Annotated in this window: 12 protein-coding genes; 6 read left to right on the top strand and 6 right to left on the bottom strand. The window is 64.5% G+C overall.

Going from position 1 to position 15,072, the window contains the following annotated elements; all coding sequences use genetic code 11:
- Positions 1-48: 48 nt before the first annotated feature.
- Positions 49-2,679 (top strand): TonB-dependent receptor, encoded by a 2,631-nt coding sequence (locus KLP40_RS07505; protein WP_215593155.1) that lies wholly within the window; start codon positions 49-51, stop codon positions 2,677-2,679.
- Positions 2,680-2,841: 162 nt separating this feature from the next.
- Here KLP40_RS07505 and KLP40_RS07500 read toward each other — a convergent pair whose 3' ends face one another.
- The 5 genes from KLP40_RS07500 to KLP40_RS07480 all read right to left on the bottom strand — a co-directional run bounded on the left by KLP40_RS07500 (position 2,842) and on the right by KLP40_RS07480 (position 7,427).
- A complete protein-coding gene (locus KLP40_RS07500) occupies positions 2,842-3,438 on the bottom strand; it encodes an alpha-ketoglutarate-dependent dioxygenase AlkB family protein (RefSeq protein WP_215593154.1) in 597 nt (198 codons plus the stop codon).
- A 51-nt stretch (positions 3,439-3,489) separates the two neighbouring features.
- Entirely contained in the window at positions 3,490-4,185 is a 696-nt protein-coding gene (locus KLP40_RS07495; RefSeq protein WP_215593153.1) for a hypothetical protein, read from the bottom strand.
- Between the two features lie 134 nt (positions 4,186-4,319).
- Positions 4,320-5,600: a kynureninase gene (gene kynU / locus KLP40_RS07490; RefSeq protein ID WP_215593152.1), complete on the bottom strand. Its 1,281-nt coding sequence runs from the start codon at positions 5,598-5,600 to the stop codon at positions 4,320-4,322.
- A gap of 34 nt (positions 5,601-5,634) precedes the next feature.
- Positions 5,635-6,663 carry an amidohydrolase family protein gene (locus tag KLP40_RS07485; protein ID WP_215593151.1) on the bottom strand — a complete coding sequence of 343 codons (1,029 nt, stop codon included), beginning with the start codon at positions 6,661-6,663 and terminating at the stop codon, positions 5,635-5,637.
- 233 nt (positions 6,664-6,896) lie between these two features.
- Positions 6,897-7,427: a 3-hydroxyanthranilate 3,4-dioxygenase gene (locus tag KLP40_RS07480; RefSeq protein ID WP_215593150.1), complete on the bottom strand. Its 531-nt coding sequence runs from the start codon at positions 7,425-7,427 to the stop codon at positions 6,897-6,899.
- A gap of 162 nt (positions 7,428-7,589) precedes the next feature.
- On the opposite strand from KLP40_RS07480, the gene KLP40_RS07475 reads away from it, so the two are divergent.
- Positions 7,590-8,375, top strand: a complete 786-nt coding sequence (locus KLP40_RS07475) for an SDR family oxidoreductase (protein WP_215593149.1) — start codon at positions 7,590-7,592, stop codon at positions 8,373-8,375.
- A gap of 80 nt (positions 8,376-8,455) precedes the next feature.
- Here KLP40_RS07475 and KLP40_RS07470 read toward each other — a convergent pair whose 3' ends face one another.
- Entirely contained in the window at positions 8,456-9,004 is a 549-nt protein-coding gene (locus KLP40_RS07470; protein WP_215593148.1) for a carbohydrate binding domain-containing protein, read from the bottom strand.
- Between the two features lie 226 nt (positions 9,005-9,230).
- Between KLP40_RS07470 and KLP40_RS07465 the strand changes: the two genes are divergently transcribed.
- The 4 genes from KLP40_RS07465 (at position 9,231) to KLP40_RS07450 (ending at position 15,067) form a co-directional block, all read left to right on the top strand.
- A complete protein-coding gene (locus KLP40_RS07465) occupies positions 9,231-11,543 on the top strand; it encodes a hypothetical protein (RefSeq protein WP_215593147.1) in 2,313 nt (770 codons plus the stop codon).
- A gap of 104 nt (positions 11,544-11,647) precedes the next feature.
- A complete protein-coding gene (locus tag KLP40_RS07460) occupies positions 11,648-12,589 on the top strand; it encodes a glycosyltransferase family 2 protein (RefSeq protein ID WP_215593146.1) in 942 nt (313 codons plus the stop codon).
- 214 nt (positions 12,590-12,803) lie between these two features.
- Complete coding sequence (locus KLP40_RS07455) at positions 12,804-14,249, top strand: aldehyde dehydrogenase (protein ID WP_215593145.1); 1,446 nt, start codon at positions 12,804-12,806, stop codon at positions 14,247-14,249.
- Between the two features lie 74 nt (positions 14,250-14,323).
- Positions 14,324-15,067: a glycosyltransferase gene (locus KLP40_RS07450; protein ID WP_215593144.1), complete on the top strand. Its 744-nt coding sequence runs from the start codon at positions 14,324-14,326 to the stop codon at positions 15,065-15,067.
- Positions 15,068-15,072 lie beyond the last annotated feature (5 nt).

Raw genomic sequence — 15,072 nt, 5'->3', positions numbered from 1 at the left:
CCCCCTTATTGCAAGCCGATTTTTTTTTCATTTTTCGCATTTTTTCGCATGAGAAAACATTACCGTTTTCTATTTCTGCTCCTGCTGCTGCTCAGCCAGGTGTTCACGGGTTGGGCCCAGGATACGGGTTCCATTGCCGGCACGGTGGAAACCGAGGCCGGGGAGCCCATGCCCGGCGCCACCATCTTCATCCGGGGCACGTTCATCGGCACCAGCACCAACCGCGACGGGCGGTTTGCACTCCGGGCCGATTTCAGCGAGGGCCCGGTAACGCTGTCGGTGTCCTTTGTGGGCTACGAGAGCCGGGACGTGACGCTGACCAAGCCCGATAACGCGGTGAAGGTGCAGCTCAAAATTAACCCCACCCAGACCAACGAGATAATTGCCTCGGCGTCGCGGGTGGAGGAAGGCATTCTGCAGGCCCCGGTAACGGTGGAAAAGGTGACTTCCCAGCAGATTCTGCGCCTGCCCCCGCCCGATGTGCAGGTGGGCCTCAACCACTTCAAGGGCATCGACGTGAACGGCACGAGCATGCTGATGAACTCGCTCAGCACCCGGGGCTTCAACTCGCCCAAATCGGAGCGCCTGATTCAGCTCACCGACTACTTCGACACCCAGTCGCCCTCGCTGAACGTGAATGCCGGCAACCTGACGGGCCTGCCGGAGCTCGACATCGAGAGCATCGAAATCATTCACGGCCCGGCCTCGGCCCTGTACGGGGCCAACGCCTTCAATGGGGTGTTGCTCCAGAACTCGAAAGACCCTTTCGTGAGTGAGGGCCTGAGCGTGCGCGTGCGCGGCGGCCAGCGCAGCTTCTTCGACGGCCAGCTGCGCTACGCCCAGAAAATCGGGGAGCGGTTCGCCTTCAAGATTACCGGGGCTTATCTGACGGCCGACGACTGGCTGGCCAGCAACTACGAGGCCACCAGCACCAGCGTGGAATTCCGCAATAATGCCCGGAACTCCACGCTGGGCTTCGATGCCGTGAACCGCTACGGCGACGTGGCCTTCACCGTGCCGGCCGCTTACCCGATTCCGGACCTGCGGGGCAAAACCCTGTTCATGCCCGGCTTCGAGGAGCAAACGCTGGTGGGAGAGGACGACCAGGCCAAGTCGCTCAAAATCCATCCGACGCTTTCCTACCTGCTGACCAGCTCGATCAAGATGACGGCGGGCTTCAACTACAACCGCGGCACGGCCAGCTACCAGAGCTCGAGCCGCTACCGGTTCAAGGACTTCGGCACCAACCAGTTTCACGGCGAGATTAAAGGGGAACGGTGGTTTGTGCGCGGCCAGTCGGTGCAGGACTACGGCAACAACTCCTACGACCTGAACCTGCTCGGCTCCTTTATCCAGACGTCGCCCATTGCTACGGGCGGCAGCACCACCTACGCCCAGCAGTACTTCAACACTTACCTGACCACCTACGCCGGAGCCCGCCAGGGGGGCCAGACCGATGCCCAGGCGCAGACCACCGCGCTGGCCGCCGCGGCTCCCTTCCAGCTCGACCCCAACTCGGCCACGTTCCGCAACCTGCGCAGCGAGATTATTGCCGACGCCACGCCCGGCCGGGGAGCCCGCCTCAACCCCAGCTCCCTGCTCAACGAAGGCAACGCCCAGTACGACTTTAAGTTGGGAGAAACCGCCGACCTGATTGTGGGCGCGGCCTACCGCAAGTTCCGCCTCGGCTCCAACGGCAACCTGTTCAGCGACGCCGATGGCCGCATTCAGAACCACGAGCTGGGAGGCTACGGACAGCTGACCAAGAAATTCCTGGATGAGCGCCTGAAGCTGGCCCTGGCCGGCCGGGTAGATGAGTTCAAGAACTTCCAGCCGGCTTTCTCGCCCCGGGCCTCGGTCGTGTACTCGGCTGGTGCGCTGCGCCAGCATAACTTCCGCGCCAGCTACGGCCGCGCCTTCCGCTCGCCCACCCAGCTCGACCAGTACATCCGCCTCGACGTGGGCCAGCTGCTGATTCTGGGCAACGTGGACAATGGCTTCCAGGGCTACAGCCTCACCGACGGCCAGCCCGTGAACATTGCCTCCCTGGACCTGGAGCGCCTGAGCACCTACGAAGTGGGCTACAAAGGGGCCCTCGGCGACAAACTGGCCGTGGACGTGAACTACTACCGCAACTACTACAACGACTTCATCGGGGCTCAGCGCTTCAACGGCAACCCCAACGGCACCCGCCCCGCCACGCCGGGCGCCGCCGGCAGCCGGGTGCTGCAGGTGTGGACCAACGCCGACCAGGAAGTACGCACCCAAGGGGCCGCTCTGGGCCTGACCTACGCCTTCGCGCCCTTCCTGAACGTGGCCGCCAACTACACGCTCAACGTGCAGGACCGCAACGACGTGACGAACGCCGAATTCCAGACTTACTTCAACACGCCCAAGCACAAGTACAACGTGGGGGCCAGCGGCACGCTCATCAACCACCTGAGCTACGCGCTGAACTACCGCTGGGCCCAGGGCCACGAGTACGGTACGCCCTTCGCCGTGGGCCAGCTGAGCGACTACAGCGCCACGGATGCCTACCTGGGCTACAACTTCGTGCAAACCGGCCTCACGGCGCAGGTTGGCGCTTCCAACCTCTTCGATGCTACCAACGTGCAGGTGTACGGCGGTCCGCAAATCGGGCGCCTCGTGTACGTGGGTCTGCAGCTCGATATCAAGTAGCTTAGAGCTTAGAGCTTAGAGCTTAGAGCTTAGAGCTTAGAGCTTAGAGCTTAGAGGGTACTGAAACGCCCCCGCAACAGTTGTTGCGGGGGCGTTTTTTTGGTTTTTGCGCGTCGTCATTTTCCACCGACCACCAACCCCAAATTCCTAAGCCCTAACAATCTAAAGATCAAGCCCTACCCAGCGGAACGTGAGGTTGAGGCGGGGGCCGACGGGGCGGGCGGTTTTGGGCAGGGCGTGCAGCCAGTTCTGCTGGGTGGGGCCGCGCATGAGCAGCAGGCTGCCCGAAGTCAGCGGCAGACTCAGCGCTCCGGCGTCGAGGCCGGGGCGGGGTTTGAGCCGAAAAGTGCGGGTGGCCCCCAGCGTGAGGGAGGCAATAACGGGCGCAGGTCCGAGTTTGGGCTCGTCGTCGGCATGGTAGCCCATGCTGTCCTGGCCGGTGCGGTAGAGGTTGAGCAGCACGCTGTTGAAGCGGGCACCGGTGGCAGCTTCCACGCGCTGGCGCAGCTGCTGCAGGGTGGCCGTCCAGGGCAGGGGCTCCAGGCGCAGGCCCGAGTACTGGTAGGTGGCCGCCGGGTCGCCGTACCAGGCCGTGAGGCGGGGCTGCATGATGTCCCGGCCGAACAGGCGGATGGGCTGCTGCTGCCAGGGCACCTCGCGGGTGAGCTCGGTGAGCAGTGCACCGGCCTCCGCCCGATTCAGAAAGGCGGGGTCCAGGAGCAGTTCGGCGGCGGGTAACGGGAGCGGGTGCAGGGACATAAGCACGATTCAGAAGGCCGGCGGCGCAGCGCCCGGGCAAAAACGGCCGGGCTACAGGCCGACGCCCGACATGGCAGCCGGTCCGCCCGGCATACGCATCAGCAGGTAGTAAAAGGCCAGCATAATGAGCCCGCAAATCAGCAGCGGCCCGAACCAGGAGCGGCTGCGGTAAGGCTGGGAGCCGATGTAACGGGGCCAGAAAAACAGGTTATAGAGCAGAATAGCTACCAGGTTGAAAACGGAGCCCAGCCAGTTGTACTGGTTGCCGTAGAGCTGCTTGAGCCAGAGCACCAGGTAGCCCCCGCCCACCACGTAGGCCACCAGAAACGCCACCAGCAGCAGGGCGCCGCGGGTGCGGCCCAGGGCCCGCAGGTTCAGTAGTAACAGCACGCCTCCGGCCAGCAAGCTGAACAGCACGGAGAAAATGGTAATTGTGCCGAGCGAATACAGCTCCGGCCCGGTGGCTTCGGCGGCCTCCGGGTTTACCTCGCCGCGGGCCACGCGCCGGGCCTGGTCCTGCTCGGCCACGGCGGCCCGGGCCGCCGTTTCGCGGCGGTCGGTTTCCTGGCGGCTCGATTGCAGCTCGGGAATGAGCACGGCGGCATTGGGCTCGGGCGTACCCCGACGGTCGAGCTCCGCCAGGGCCGCCAGCACGGCTTCCTCCCGGTACTGGTAGCGGTTATCGACGTAGTCGCGCAGCTCGGCGGCCGTCTTGAGGCTCATTTTTGCCGCGTAGTCTTCGGCCATGATTGTTGCTGGTTTTTGGTTATTGGTTTTTGGTTACTGGTTCTCAGTTGCTGATTTTCGGTTACCAGCTGTTGCAGCAACAATCTGACAATCCATAGCTAACAACCAAAAACCAATAACCAAAACCCACTGATTTACTGACGCCCGGCCCACGCGGCCAGCACCTCGCCTACGCGGTATACGTCTTCAAACGTATTGTAGAGGGGCACCGGAGCCAGACGGATAACGTTGGGCTCGCGCCAGTCGCCGATAACGCCCACGGCCATCAGGTGCTCGAACAGGTCGCGGCCGTTGCGGTGCACCAGCAACGAGAGCTGGCAGCCGCGCTGGGCGGGGTCGGCGGGGGTGATGATTTCCAGTTGTTCCGCGCTCAGCCCCAGGCGCGTGATAAGAAACTCCAGGTAGCCCGTGAGCAGCTCGCTTTTGCGGCGCAGGGCGGGCATGCCGCCGGCGGCCTCGTGCACCTGCAGGGCCGCTTCGTGCACGGCCATCGTGAGCACGGCCCCGTTGGAGAGCTGCCAGCCGGCCGCCCCCCGCATGGGCTTGAAGCCCTTCTTCATCTGAAAGCGCTCCTTCTCCTCGTAGCCCCACCAGCCGGCCAGGCGCAGCAGCTCGGGCTGGTCGGCAAACCGCTCGTGAATGAACACCCCCGACACTCCGCCGGGGCTGGAGTTGAGGTACTTATAAGAGCACCAGCAGGCAAAGTCCACGTCCCAGTCATGCAGGTGCAGCTCCACGTTGCCGGCCGCGTGGGCCAGATCGAAGCCGACGCGGGCGCCCACGGCGTGGCCGGCCCGGGTAATGGCGGCCATGTCGTAGACCTGGCCGGTGTAGTAGTTGAGGCCACCCATGATGACGGTGCAGAGCGAGTCGCCCAGTTCCGCAATTTTGGCCTCAATGTCTGCGGTGCGCAGGGTATGCTCGCCGGGACGGGGCACCAGCTCCACAATGGCGTCGTCGGGCTCGTAGCCGCGCTGGCGCACCTGGGTTTCGAGGGCGTACTGGTCGGAGGGGAAGGCGCCGCCTTCCATGAGCACCTTGTAGCGCGTGGCCGTGGGCTGGTAGAAGGTGATGAGCAGCAGGTGCAGGTTGGTGGTGAGGTTGTTCATGACCACCACTTCCACGGGCTTAGCGCCCACGATGCGGGCCGAGGCGCCCTGGAGCCGCTCGTGGAACTGCATCCAGGGAGTTTCGCCCTTGAAATGGCCTTCCACGGCCAGGTTCTGCCAGTTCTCAAACTGCCGCTCCACGGCGGCGCGGGCGGTGCGGGGCTGCAGGCCCAGGGAGTTGCCGCAGAAGTAGAGGCAGTCCTGGCCGTCGGGGCCGGGCGGAATCAGGAAGTGCTGACGGAATTCGCGCAACGGGTCCTGCGCATCCAGCTGGCGGGCAAAGTCGAGGGTGGGTTCGAAAGTCATTACCAGCAAAGATACCACACCCCAAGCCGGGCACCTAGCCGGCCGCCGCCATGATTTTGGCCACCTGCGCCGGGGGCAGGCCCAGCCAGTCGAGGGCGTTGCCGCTGAGCAGACGGGCCTGCACCTCCTCGGGGTAATTCATCGAGCGAATCAACTCACCCGGTACGGCCTCGCCCAGCGGAAACGGGTAATCGGTGCCGAGGGCCACTTTGTCGGCCCCCAGGGTGCGGACCAGAAAGTCGAGCAGCTGCGGGTCGTGCACCAATGAATCGACCCAGAAGCGGCCCAGGTAGTCGCGGGGGTTGCGGGCGTTGTCCACGGCGCAGAGGTCGGGGCGCACCTGCCAGCCGTGCTCGATGCGGCCGATGGTGCTGGCAAACGAGCCGCCCCCGTGGGCCACCGCCACCCGCAGCCTGGGCAGGCGCTCCAGCACGCCCCCGAAGATGAGCGAGCACAGCGCCCGGCTGCTTTCGGCGGGCATGCCCACCAGCCAGGGCAGCCAGTACTTGGGCATCTGACTCTGGCCCATCATGTCCCAGGGATGCACGAACACGCAGGCCCCCAGCTCCTCGGCGGCCTGAAACACCGGGAACAGCTCCGGGGCATCCAGGTTCCAGTCGTTCACGTGGGAGCCAATCTGCACGCCCGCCAGCCCGATGTTCATGCACCGCTCCAGCTCCCGCACGGCCAGGTCGGGGGCCTGCAGGGGCAGGGTGCCCAGGCCCACGAACCGGCCGGGGTAGCGCTGCACCACGCCCGCCAGGTGGTCGTTGAGCAGCTGGCTCAGGTCGAGCACGTCCAGGGGCTTGGCCCAGTAGCTGAACATGACGGGCACCGTACTCAATACCTGCACCTGGGCGCCCAGGGCGTCGTACTCGCGCAGGCGCACGGCGGGGTCCCAGCAGTTGTCCTGAATTTCGCGGAAGAACTTGTCGTCCTGCATCATCCGGGCGCAACAGGGCCGGTGGTGGTCGAGCCGGATGAAGCCGCCGTAGCCGTACCGCTCCCGCAAATCGGGCCACCGCTCGGGCAGGATGTGGGTATGGATATCAATGGTGAGCACGGGCGGGGAAGCGGTGAATGAGTGAAGTGGTGAATGAGTGAAGTAGTGAATGAGTGAAGTAGTGAATGAGTGAAGTGGTGAATGAGTGAAGTGGTGAATGAGTGAAGTAGTGAAGTAGTGAATGAGTGAAGTGGTGAATGAGTGAAGTGGTGAATGAGTGAAGTGGTGAATGTGGGCAAGAAAATGTTCCTGCTTGTCCGTTCACTCATTCACTACTTCACTCATTCACCACTTCACTCATTCACCGCAGCCGGGGCTTCCATGTGGGTGCCGCACACGGAGCAGGTGCGCAGGTCATCGGAAGCCCAGAATTTGTTCATGATGGGCGGGAGCTGGGCCACGATGTCGGTGATTTCGGCGAATTCCTCGTGGAGCTTGTGGCCGCAGTTTTCGCAGTACCACTGGAAGCCGTCCAGCTCGCCGGGCGTACGGTAGCGCTCCAGCACCAGGCCCACCGAGCCGGCCGGCCGACGTGGGGAGTGGGGCACGCCGCCGGGCAGCAGGAACATACTGCCGGCCTTGATTTCGATGTCGACGGGCTTCCCGTCCTCGATAATCTTGACCACCATGTCGCCTTCGAGTTGCAGGAACAGCTCCTCGCCTTCGTCCACGTGGTAGTCTTTGCGGGCGTTGGGGCCGCCCACCACCATCACGATGAAGTCCTGGTTGTCTTTGAACACCTGCTGATTGCCCACGGGCGGCTTGAGCAGGTGGCGGTGGTCATCAATCCACTGCTGAAAGTTGAACGGACGGGCGACGGGCATAACGGTGAGGTGGTGAAATGGTGAGGTGGTGAGTTTTCGTTCGGATACGCGCAGAGCACCGTAGGCAAATAACGAAATTTCGGCGGCCCGGTCAGGGAATCATGCTTTTGCCCACCTTTGAACATCAACTCACCATTTCACCACCTCACCACCTCACCTCTCATGGATTTTCTTTCCCAACGCGCCCTGGTGGGCGGCAGCACCCAGGGCATCGGGCGGGCCGTGGCCGAGGAGCTGGCCCGGCGCGGCGCCACCGTTACGCTGCTGGCCCGCAACGAAGCCGCCCTGCGCGAAGCCGCCGCCGCCCTGCCCACGCCCGCCCAGCAAAAGCACGACTTCATCGTGGCCGATTTCAGTTACCCCGATCAGGTTCGCGACGGAGTGCAGGCCTACCTCAGGGCTCACCCCGCCGGCTTCGATGTGCTGGTCAACAACACCGGCGGACCGGCCGGCGGACCGCTGCTGGACGCGCCGGTGGAGGCCTTCCGGGCGGCGTTTGAGCAGCACCTGGTGTGCAACCACCTGCTGGCCCAGGCCGTGGTGCCGGCCATGCGCGCGCGGGGCCGGGGGCGCATCATCAACATCATCAGCACCTCGGTGAAGCAGCCGCTGCCGGGCCTGGGCGTGAGCAACACCATCCGGGCGGCGGTGGGCAACTGGGCCAAAACCCTGGCCACCGAGCTGGCCGCGGCCGGCATAACGGTCAACAACGTGCTGCCCGGGGCCACCGTCACGCAGCGCCACACCGACCTGATCGGGAAGAAGGTAGCCGCCACCGGCCAGACCACCGAGCAGGTGGAAGCCGAGCTGCTGGCCCGCATTCCGGCCGCGCGCTTCGGGCAGGCCCGGGAGGTGGCCGCCGCCGTGGCCTTCCTGGCCTCCGACGCGGCGGCCTACATCACGGGCATCAACGTGCCCGTGGACGGGGGGCGGACGGGCAGCCTGTAAAAAGAGCCGGGCCGCTCCGGCCGGGCCGGAGCGGCCCGGGGGCCTGGTAATGCCGGTGCGGTAAGCAGGCCGGCCGCCGACTACTGGGCCCGCGAAATCACCATGTCGTCGAGAAAAACCGGCTCCGAGGCCTCGCCCCGCCATAAATACACGCGCAGTTCGTAAGTAGGCTCAATGGTCGTGGGCAGCGTGAACGTCTTTTCTACCTTTTTCCACTCGTTGATCTGCTTCACTTCCTGGCCCAGCTCAAGGGCTTCCCAGAATATTTTCTGCGAGTCGTCGGCGGGGTTCTTGATTTCAACTACCAGGTTGGCTTTGGCATCCTTGGCGACCAGCAGCACCCAGGCGCTAACCGTCATTTTTTGCAGGCGGGTCGGGCTGGCCTGCACCAGTGGTACCGCGTAGCCCAACCCGTACTCCACGCCGTTGTCAACCTTGAGCGAGTAACGCCCTGAGTGCGCCTTCACGGTGGTCAGCGACGGGTTGGCCGGGGCCCAGCCCACCATCGATTCGAAATCGTTGTGGGTAATTACGTTTTCGGGCAGGTCCTCGGGCTTGGAATCGGAGCAGCTGACCAGACCAGCGCAGCAGACGGCGGATAAAAGGGAGCGGAAAGGCAGCAGACGCATAAACGGGGCCGAATAAATAAAGTGAGAGCAAAACGCGGGGCGAAGATAACCAGCAGCAGGCGCAGTCTGCCCCCGCGGCCGGCCCTGATTTTTAGCGGCCAAGCGGCGGTTTCGCCCCCGTTGTAACCACCAATAGCTATTTTTACCCGTCCGCCCCCGCCAGCTACGCTTCCGGCGGGGCAGCTTCCGGTTCCGGGGCGCTGCTTTTCCTTTACCTTATTCCTGTATGCCTGCTTACCAATTAACGCGTCAGAACTGGGGCGGCCTTGCCGTGCTGTTGCTGTCGTTGGGTATTCTGCTTGCCGTCTTCGGGCCCGCCCTGCTGCACCCGGGCCACTACTACTTCCAGGCCGGCGGCGACGGCATTCAGAGCTATTTCGCAACGGCTTACTACGCCTTTTACGATGGCGGGCAGCACTTCTCGGGCATGAACTACCCGGTGGGAGAAAACTTCAACTACCCCAACCTCCAGCCCCTCATTGCCTGGGGCATTGCCACGGCCCAGCGGCTGGGGCTGCCCGCTGCCCGGCACACCATCGGCATCACCAACGCGGCGGCTCTGGGCTCTTTGCTTCTGACGCCGCCGGTGATGTACCTGCTGCTGCGGCGGTTCCGGCTGCCGGTGGTGTACGCCGTTATCATGGCGCTGCTCATCGGCTTTCTGTCGCCCCAGGTCCAGCGTCTCGGCGACCATATGTCCCTGAGCTATACCTGTTTCGTGCCGGCGCTCTGGTATTGCATTATCCGGATGCAGGACGAGCCCTACCGCGCCAAATGGTACGTGGTGTTTGGCGTCCTCTCCATCCTGATGGGACTGATTATGCTCTATTTTCTGGCCTGTGGCTGCATGTTGCTGCTGCTGCACGCGGGCCTGCTGGTACTGCGCAAGCACCGGCCCTGGGGCCTGGTGTGGCGCATGAGCGTAGCCGCCCTGGTGCCCCTGGGGCTCACCCGCAGCTGGCTCTGGCTCACTGATACCGTCACCGACCGGCCGCCCAACCCCTACGGCCTGCTGGAGTACGTGGCCACGCCCACGGGCGTGTTCAGCCCCTCGGTGGGTCCCGGCCAGGGCTGGTGGCAGACGCTGTTTCAGACTGAGGCGGCCTCCTACGAAGCCATGGCCTACGTGGGCCTGGTCACCACGCTTACGCTGCTGGTAGTGGGGTTTCTGGCTTTTCGCAAGTTCCTGATCCGCCCTACTTTCGGCTCGCGCCTGCTGCCGGCCGGTATTCCTGATGCGCTCTACCTCGGCCTGGTGGCCAGCGGTATTCTGCTGCTGATTTCCTTTGGCCAGCCCATGAAGTTTCCCGGCCTGGGGTGGCTGGTAGATTACCTGGGGCCGTTCAAGCAGTTCCGGGCGCTGGGCCGCTTTGCCTGGCCCTTCTACTACGTTGCTACCGTGTTTACGGCCTGGCTGCTGTGGCGGCTCTGGCAGTACCAGCAGCAGGCGGGCCAAACGTGGCTGCTGCGCCTGTGGCTGCCCGCCCTGCTGCTGGTGTGGGCCGGCGAGGCCTGGATCAACCTCGACACGAAAGCCCGGCAGGTGCTGGCGGGGGCCGGAGCCGAAGACTTCTTCAATAAGCAGAACGGCCTGACGGCCCGTTTGAGCTGGGCCAACCGCCGGCCCGAGGAATTTCAGGCTATTCTACCCCTGCCCTACTTCAACAAAGGTAGTGACCGGATTGACCTGGACGGCTCCGGCGAGTCCATGTTCCAGGCCCACCGCCTGGCCGTTACCACGGGCCTGCCCGAACTGTCCACCTACGTGTCGCGGCCTTCCATGACCCAGGTGCTGCGCCACGTGCAGCTGCTCAGCAGTACGCTGGTGCCCAAGCCCCTGCTCCACTCGTTTCCCTCGCGCAAGCCCCTGCTGCTGCTGGTTACCTCGCCCTGGCTTTCGCCCGAGGAAACCCGGCTGGTTAGCTTATCCCACCTGCTGATTGACGCTCCCGAGGGCCGGCTTTATGAGCTGACTCTCGACAGCCTGGCCCGCACGACCATTGCCCGCGAGCGGGAGCAGTTCCATCGGCGCTGGCCCACCTTGCCGGCCCGCCCGGATGGCCTGCGCGCCACCACGGCCAAGGGCGTGCTCTACCAGCCGTTCAACGATAAGCCCGACCGCCGGGGCCGCCTCGGAGCGGGCGCTTTCCACGAACCCAAGAGCATGTTCAGCATCCTCTACGACGGCCCCCTGCCCGCCCCCGCCGATACGGGCCGCTACGAAGTCAGCACCTGGGTGAATGCTCAGACGGCTTACGGCATCGGCAACATGCAGGTGAAGCAATACGTGGGCGAGGCAATGGTCGACCACCAGGTAGTCGACGGGCGGCTGACCCGGGAGGTGCTCGGGGAGTGGGTGCGCCTGGCCCTGCCCATCCGGGTCCAGCCCGGCGTATCCCGCCTCGAAGTGCTCTACGACAGCAGGGACCTGCTCACGGACGATCTGCTGATTCGCCCGGCCGATACGGATGTGTACTGGCTGACCGCGGACAAGACGCCGGTGCTCAACGGCTACCCGTTGACCGCAGACCGCCCCTGATAATTGCCGGCCTGCGTGCGTGCGTGCGTGCGTGCTTTCTTGCTTGCTTTTTCTAATCACTCGGGATGCCGCGGCTCCCGCGCTACCTTCTACTGCCCGCCCCTGTGGATCTGTCCGTCATCATTCCCATTTACAACGAAGAAGCCAACATTCCGGCCCTCTACGAGCGGCTGGGCAGTGTGCTGGACCCCATGCGCCTGCCCGGCGGCTACGAGTTCATCTTCGTCAACGATGGCTCCCGCGACCAGTCGCTGGCTTTGATTGAAAACCTGGCCGCCCGTGACGAACGGGTGCGTTTTATCACCTTCAGCCGCAACTTCGGCCACCAGATTGCCGTCACGGCCGGCCTCGACCGGGCCCGGGGCCAGGCCGTGGTCATCATCGACGCCGATTTGCAGGACCCGCCCGAGCTGATTCCGCTGCTCTACCAGAAGCTGAGTGAGGGCTACGAGGTGGTGTACGCCAAGCGCCGCAGCCGCCAGGGGGAAAGCGCGGCCAAAAAACTGACGGCCAGACTCTTTTACCGCATCCTGGCCAGCATCACCAACATATCCATTCCGGTGGATACGGGCGACTTCCGGGTGATTTCGCGCAAGGTGGTGGAGGCCCTGCGCCAGATGCCGGAGCAGAACAAGTTTATCCGGGGCCAGATCTCCTGGATCGGCTACCGCCAGACTTACCTGGAGTACGACCGCGCCGAGCGGGCCGGGGGCGAAACCGGCTACACCTACCGCAAGATGATCAAGCTGGCCCTGGACGGCATCACGGCCTTCTCCGACGTGCCGCTCAAGGCAGCTACCGTCAGCGGGTTCGTGGTGTCGGGCATTGCCTTTCTGGTGATGCTCTACACCCTGTACGCCCGCTTCGTATCCCACGACTACGAGCCCGGCTGGGCTTCCCTGATGGTGAGCATTCTGTTCCTGGGTGGCGTGCAGCTCATTGCCGTGGGCATCATCGGCGAGTACATTGCCCGCCTCTCGGCCAACGTCCGCCAGCGCCCCCTCTACATCGTCTCCGACAGCAACATCGCCCCGCCGGAGAAGTGAGGAGGTGAGAAGCGAGAAGTGAGAAGTGAGAAGTGAGAAGTGAGAAGTGAGAAAAGGTACGTCATCCTGAGCGGAGCGAAGGATCTTATCAAGCAGGAACGACCGTAACAACGACCTGTTTCAACGTGATAAGGTCCTTCGCTCCGCTCAGGATGACGTACCTTTTCTCCCTTCCTCATCTTCTCACCTCCTCACTTTCTCACCTCCTCCCCCCATGCTTGAGCTCCAGAACTTTATTGGCGGCCAGCTGGTGCCGCCGGTCGGCGGCCACTATCTGCCGGTGGTGGAACCAGCCAGCGGCCAGGTATTCGGGCGTGTGCCCGACTCCGATGCGGCCGACGTGGACGCGGCTGTACGCGCCGCCGAAGCCGCCCTGCCGGCCTGGCGGGCCTTGCCGGCCGAAGAGCGGGGCCGCCGCCTGGTCCGGCTGGCGGAGCTGATTGAGTTAAACCTGGAGGCCCTGGCCCGGGCCGAAAGCCAGGACAACGGCAAGCCGCTGAGCCTGGCCCGCACCCTGGATATTCCGCGGGCCGCCAGCAACTTCGCTTTTTTCGGGACGGCGGCCGGGCACTTCGCTACCGAAGCCCACGTGCAGGATGGCGTGGCCGTGAACTACACCGTGCGCCACCCGCTGGGCGTGGTGGCCTGCATCTCGCCCTGGAACCTGCCGCTGTACCTGTTCACCTGGAAAATTGCGCCGGCCCTGGCCGTGGGCTGCTGCGTGGTGGCCAAGCCCTCGGAGCTGACGCCCTGCACGGCCTTTCTGCTGAGCGAGCTGGTCGGGCAGGCCGGTTTGCCGGCGGGTGTGCTTAACGTGGTGCACGGCACCGGCCCCCGCGCCGGGCAGGCCCTGGTGGAGCACCCGGGCATCCGGGCCATCAGTTTCACGGGCGGCACGGCCACCGGGGCGCACCTTGCCCGCACGGCGGCCCCGCAGTTCAAGAAACTCTCCCTGGAGCTGGGCGGCAAGAACCCCAACCTCGTTTTCGCCGACTGCGACCTGGCCGAGGCCGTGCGTACCAGCGTGCGCAGCAGCTTCGCCAACCAGGGCCAGATCTGCCTGTGCGGCTCCCGCATTTTTGTGGAGCGCAGCATCTATGAGGAGTTCAAAGCCGAATTTCTGGCTCAGGTGGCAACTCTCACCGTGGGCGACCCGCTCGAGGAAACTACGCAGCAGGGCGCGCTCGTGAGCGAGGCTCACCTGGAAAAGGTACTCGGCTACATCGAGCTGGCCCACGCCGAAGGCGGGCGGCTGCTGGCCGGCGGGCAGCGCGTGCGCGTGCCGGGCCGCTGTGCCGGAGGCTATTTCCTGCAGCCCACCGTGTTCGAGGGGCTGGCGCCCGAGTGCCGGGTGAATCAGGAGGAAATCTTCGGGCCGGTGGTTACGCTTACGCCCTTCGACACCGAAGCCGAGGTGCTGGCCTGGGCCAACGGCACCGACTACGGCCTTTCGGCCACCCTCTGGACCCGCGACCTGCACCGGGCTCACCGCCTGGCCCACCAGCTGCACGCCGGGGTGGTGTGGGTGAATACCTGGCTGCACCGCGACCTGCGCACGCCTTTCGGGGGCATGAAGAACTCCGGCGTGGGCCGCGAGGGAGGCCTGGAAGCCCTGCGCTTCTTCACCGAGCCCCAGAACGTGTGCCTGAAGCTGGGCTGACGCAGGCCGGGTTCCGGAGGCCCGCTGTAGGCAGACAGTAGGATAGTTTTACCTTTACCCGGAATTAGTTTTCTATGCCTGCTACCTCGCTACAGCCTCCCGCCCAACTCGCGCTGGTGCTTCCCTGCTATCATCCGCCCCTGCACTGGGCGACGAATATCCTCACCAGCCTTGCCAGGTTGCGGGCCCTGCTGCCGGCCGACACCACCCTGCACCTGTACGTGGTAAACGACGGGGATGCCAGCGGGGTAAGCCCGGCCGACCTGGACTTGCTGACCCAACAGCTGCCGGGCAGTTTCACTTACCTGACGTATGCGCTCAACCAGGGCAAGGGCCACGCCCTGCGCACCGGCATCAGCCAGGTAGAGGAGCCGTACTGCCTTTTCACGGATATCGACTTTCCGTACCAGGAAACCAGCGTGGCCGCTTTGTATCAGGTGCTGCTCGCCGGGGCCGACGTGGCCGTGGGCGTGCGCGACGATGCCTACTACGCCCAGATTCCGCCGGCCCGGCGCCGGGTTTCGCGCCTGCTGCGCCGCCTCACCCGTCACGTGCTGCGCCTGCCCGTCGATGATACGCAGTGCGGGCTCAAGGGCTTTAATGCCGCCGGGCGCCGCCTGTTTCTGCGCACCACTACCAAACGCTACCTCTTCGACCTGGAAATGCTCTTTCTGGCGGCCCGGCGGGGGGAGCTGCGGGTAGTGCCGCTGCCCGTGGAGCTGAAGCCGGACGTGGTATTCTCGCGGCTCAACCCCCGCATATTGCTCACCGAAAGCCTCAACTTCGTGCGCATCCTGGGCCGGCGCCTCGACGATTAGGCCCG

The organism is Hymenobacter piscis (assembly GCF_018760735.1).
GTDB classification, from domain to species: Bacteria; Bacteroidota; Bacteroidia; order Cytophagales; family Hymenobacteraceae; genus Hymenobacter; species Hymenobacter piscis.
This window is presented reverse-complemented; position numbering and strand designations above follow the sequence as displayed.

Excerpts from the sequence above, each read along its gene's own strand:
- KLP40_RS07505 (WP_215593155.1), top strand. The coding sequence starts at position 49 with ATGAGAAAACATTACCGTTTTCTATTTCTGCTCCTGCTGCTGCTCAGC.
- KLP40_RS07500 (WP_215593154.1), bottom strand. The coding sequence starts at position 3,438 with ATGTCCCTGCACCCGCTCCCGTTACCCGCCGCCGAACTGCTCCTGGAC.
- KLP40_RS07495 (WP_215593153.1), bottom strand. The coding sequence starts at position 4,185 with ATGGCCGAAGACTACGCGGCAAAAATGAGCCTCAAGACGGCCGCCGAG.
- kynU (WP_215593152.1), bottom strand. The coding sequence starts at position 5,600 with ATGACTTTCGAACCCACCCTCGACTTTGCCCGCCAGCTGGATGCGCAG.
- KLP40_RS07480 (WP_215593150.1), bottom strand. The coding sequence starts at position 7,427 with ATGCCCGTCGCCCGTCCGTTCAACTTTCAGCAGTGGATTGATGACCAC.
- KLP40_RS07475 (WP_215593149.1), top strand. The coding sequence starts at position 7,590 with ATGGATTTTCTTTCCCAACGCGCCCTGGTGGGCGGCAGCACCCAGGGC.
- KLP40_RS07470 (WP_215593148.1), bottom strand. The coding sequence starts at position 9,004 with ATGCGTCTGCTGCCTTTCCGCTCCCTTTTATCCGCCGTCTGCTGCGCT.
- KLP40_RS07465 (WP_215593147.1), top strand. The coding sequence starts at position 9,231 with ATGCCTGCTTACCAATTAACGCGTCAGAACTGGGGCGGCCTTGCCGTG.
- KLP40_RS07455 (WP_215593145.1), top strand. The coding sequence starts at position 12,804 with ATGCTTGAGCTCCAGAACTTTATTGGCGGCCAGCTGGTGCCGCCGGTC.
- KLP40_RS07450 (WP_215593144.1), top strand. The coding sequence starts at position 14,324 with ATGCCTGCTACCTCGCTACAGCCTCCCGCCCAACTCGCGCTGGTGCTT.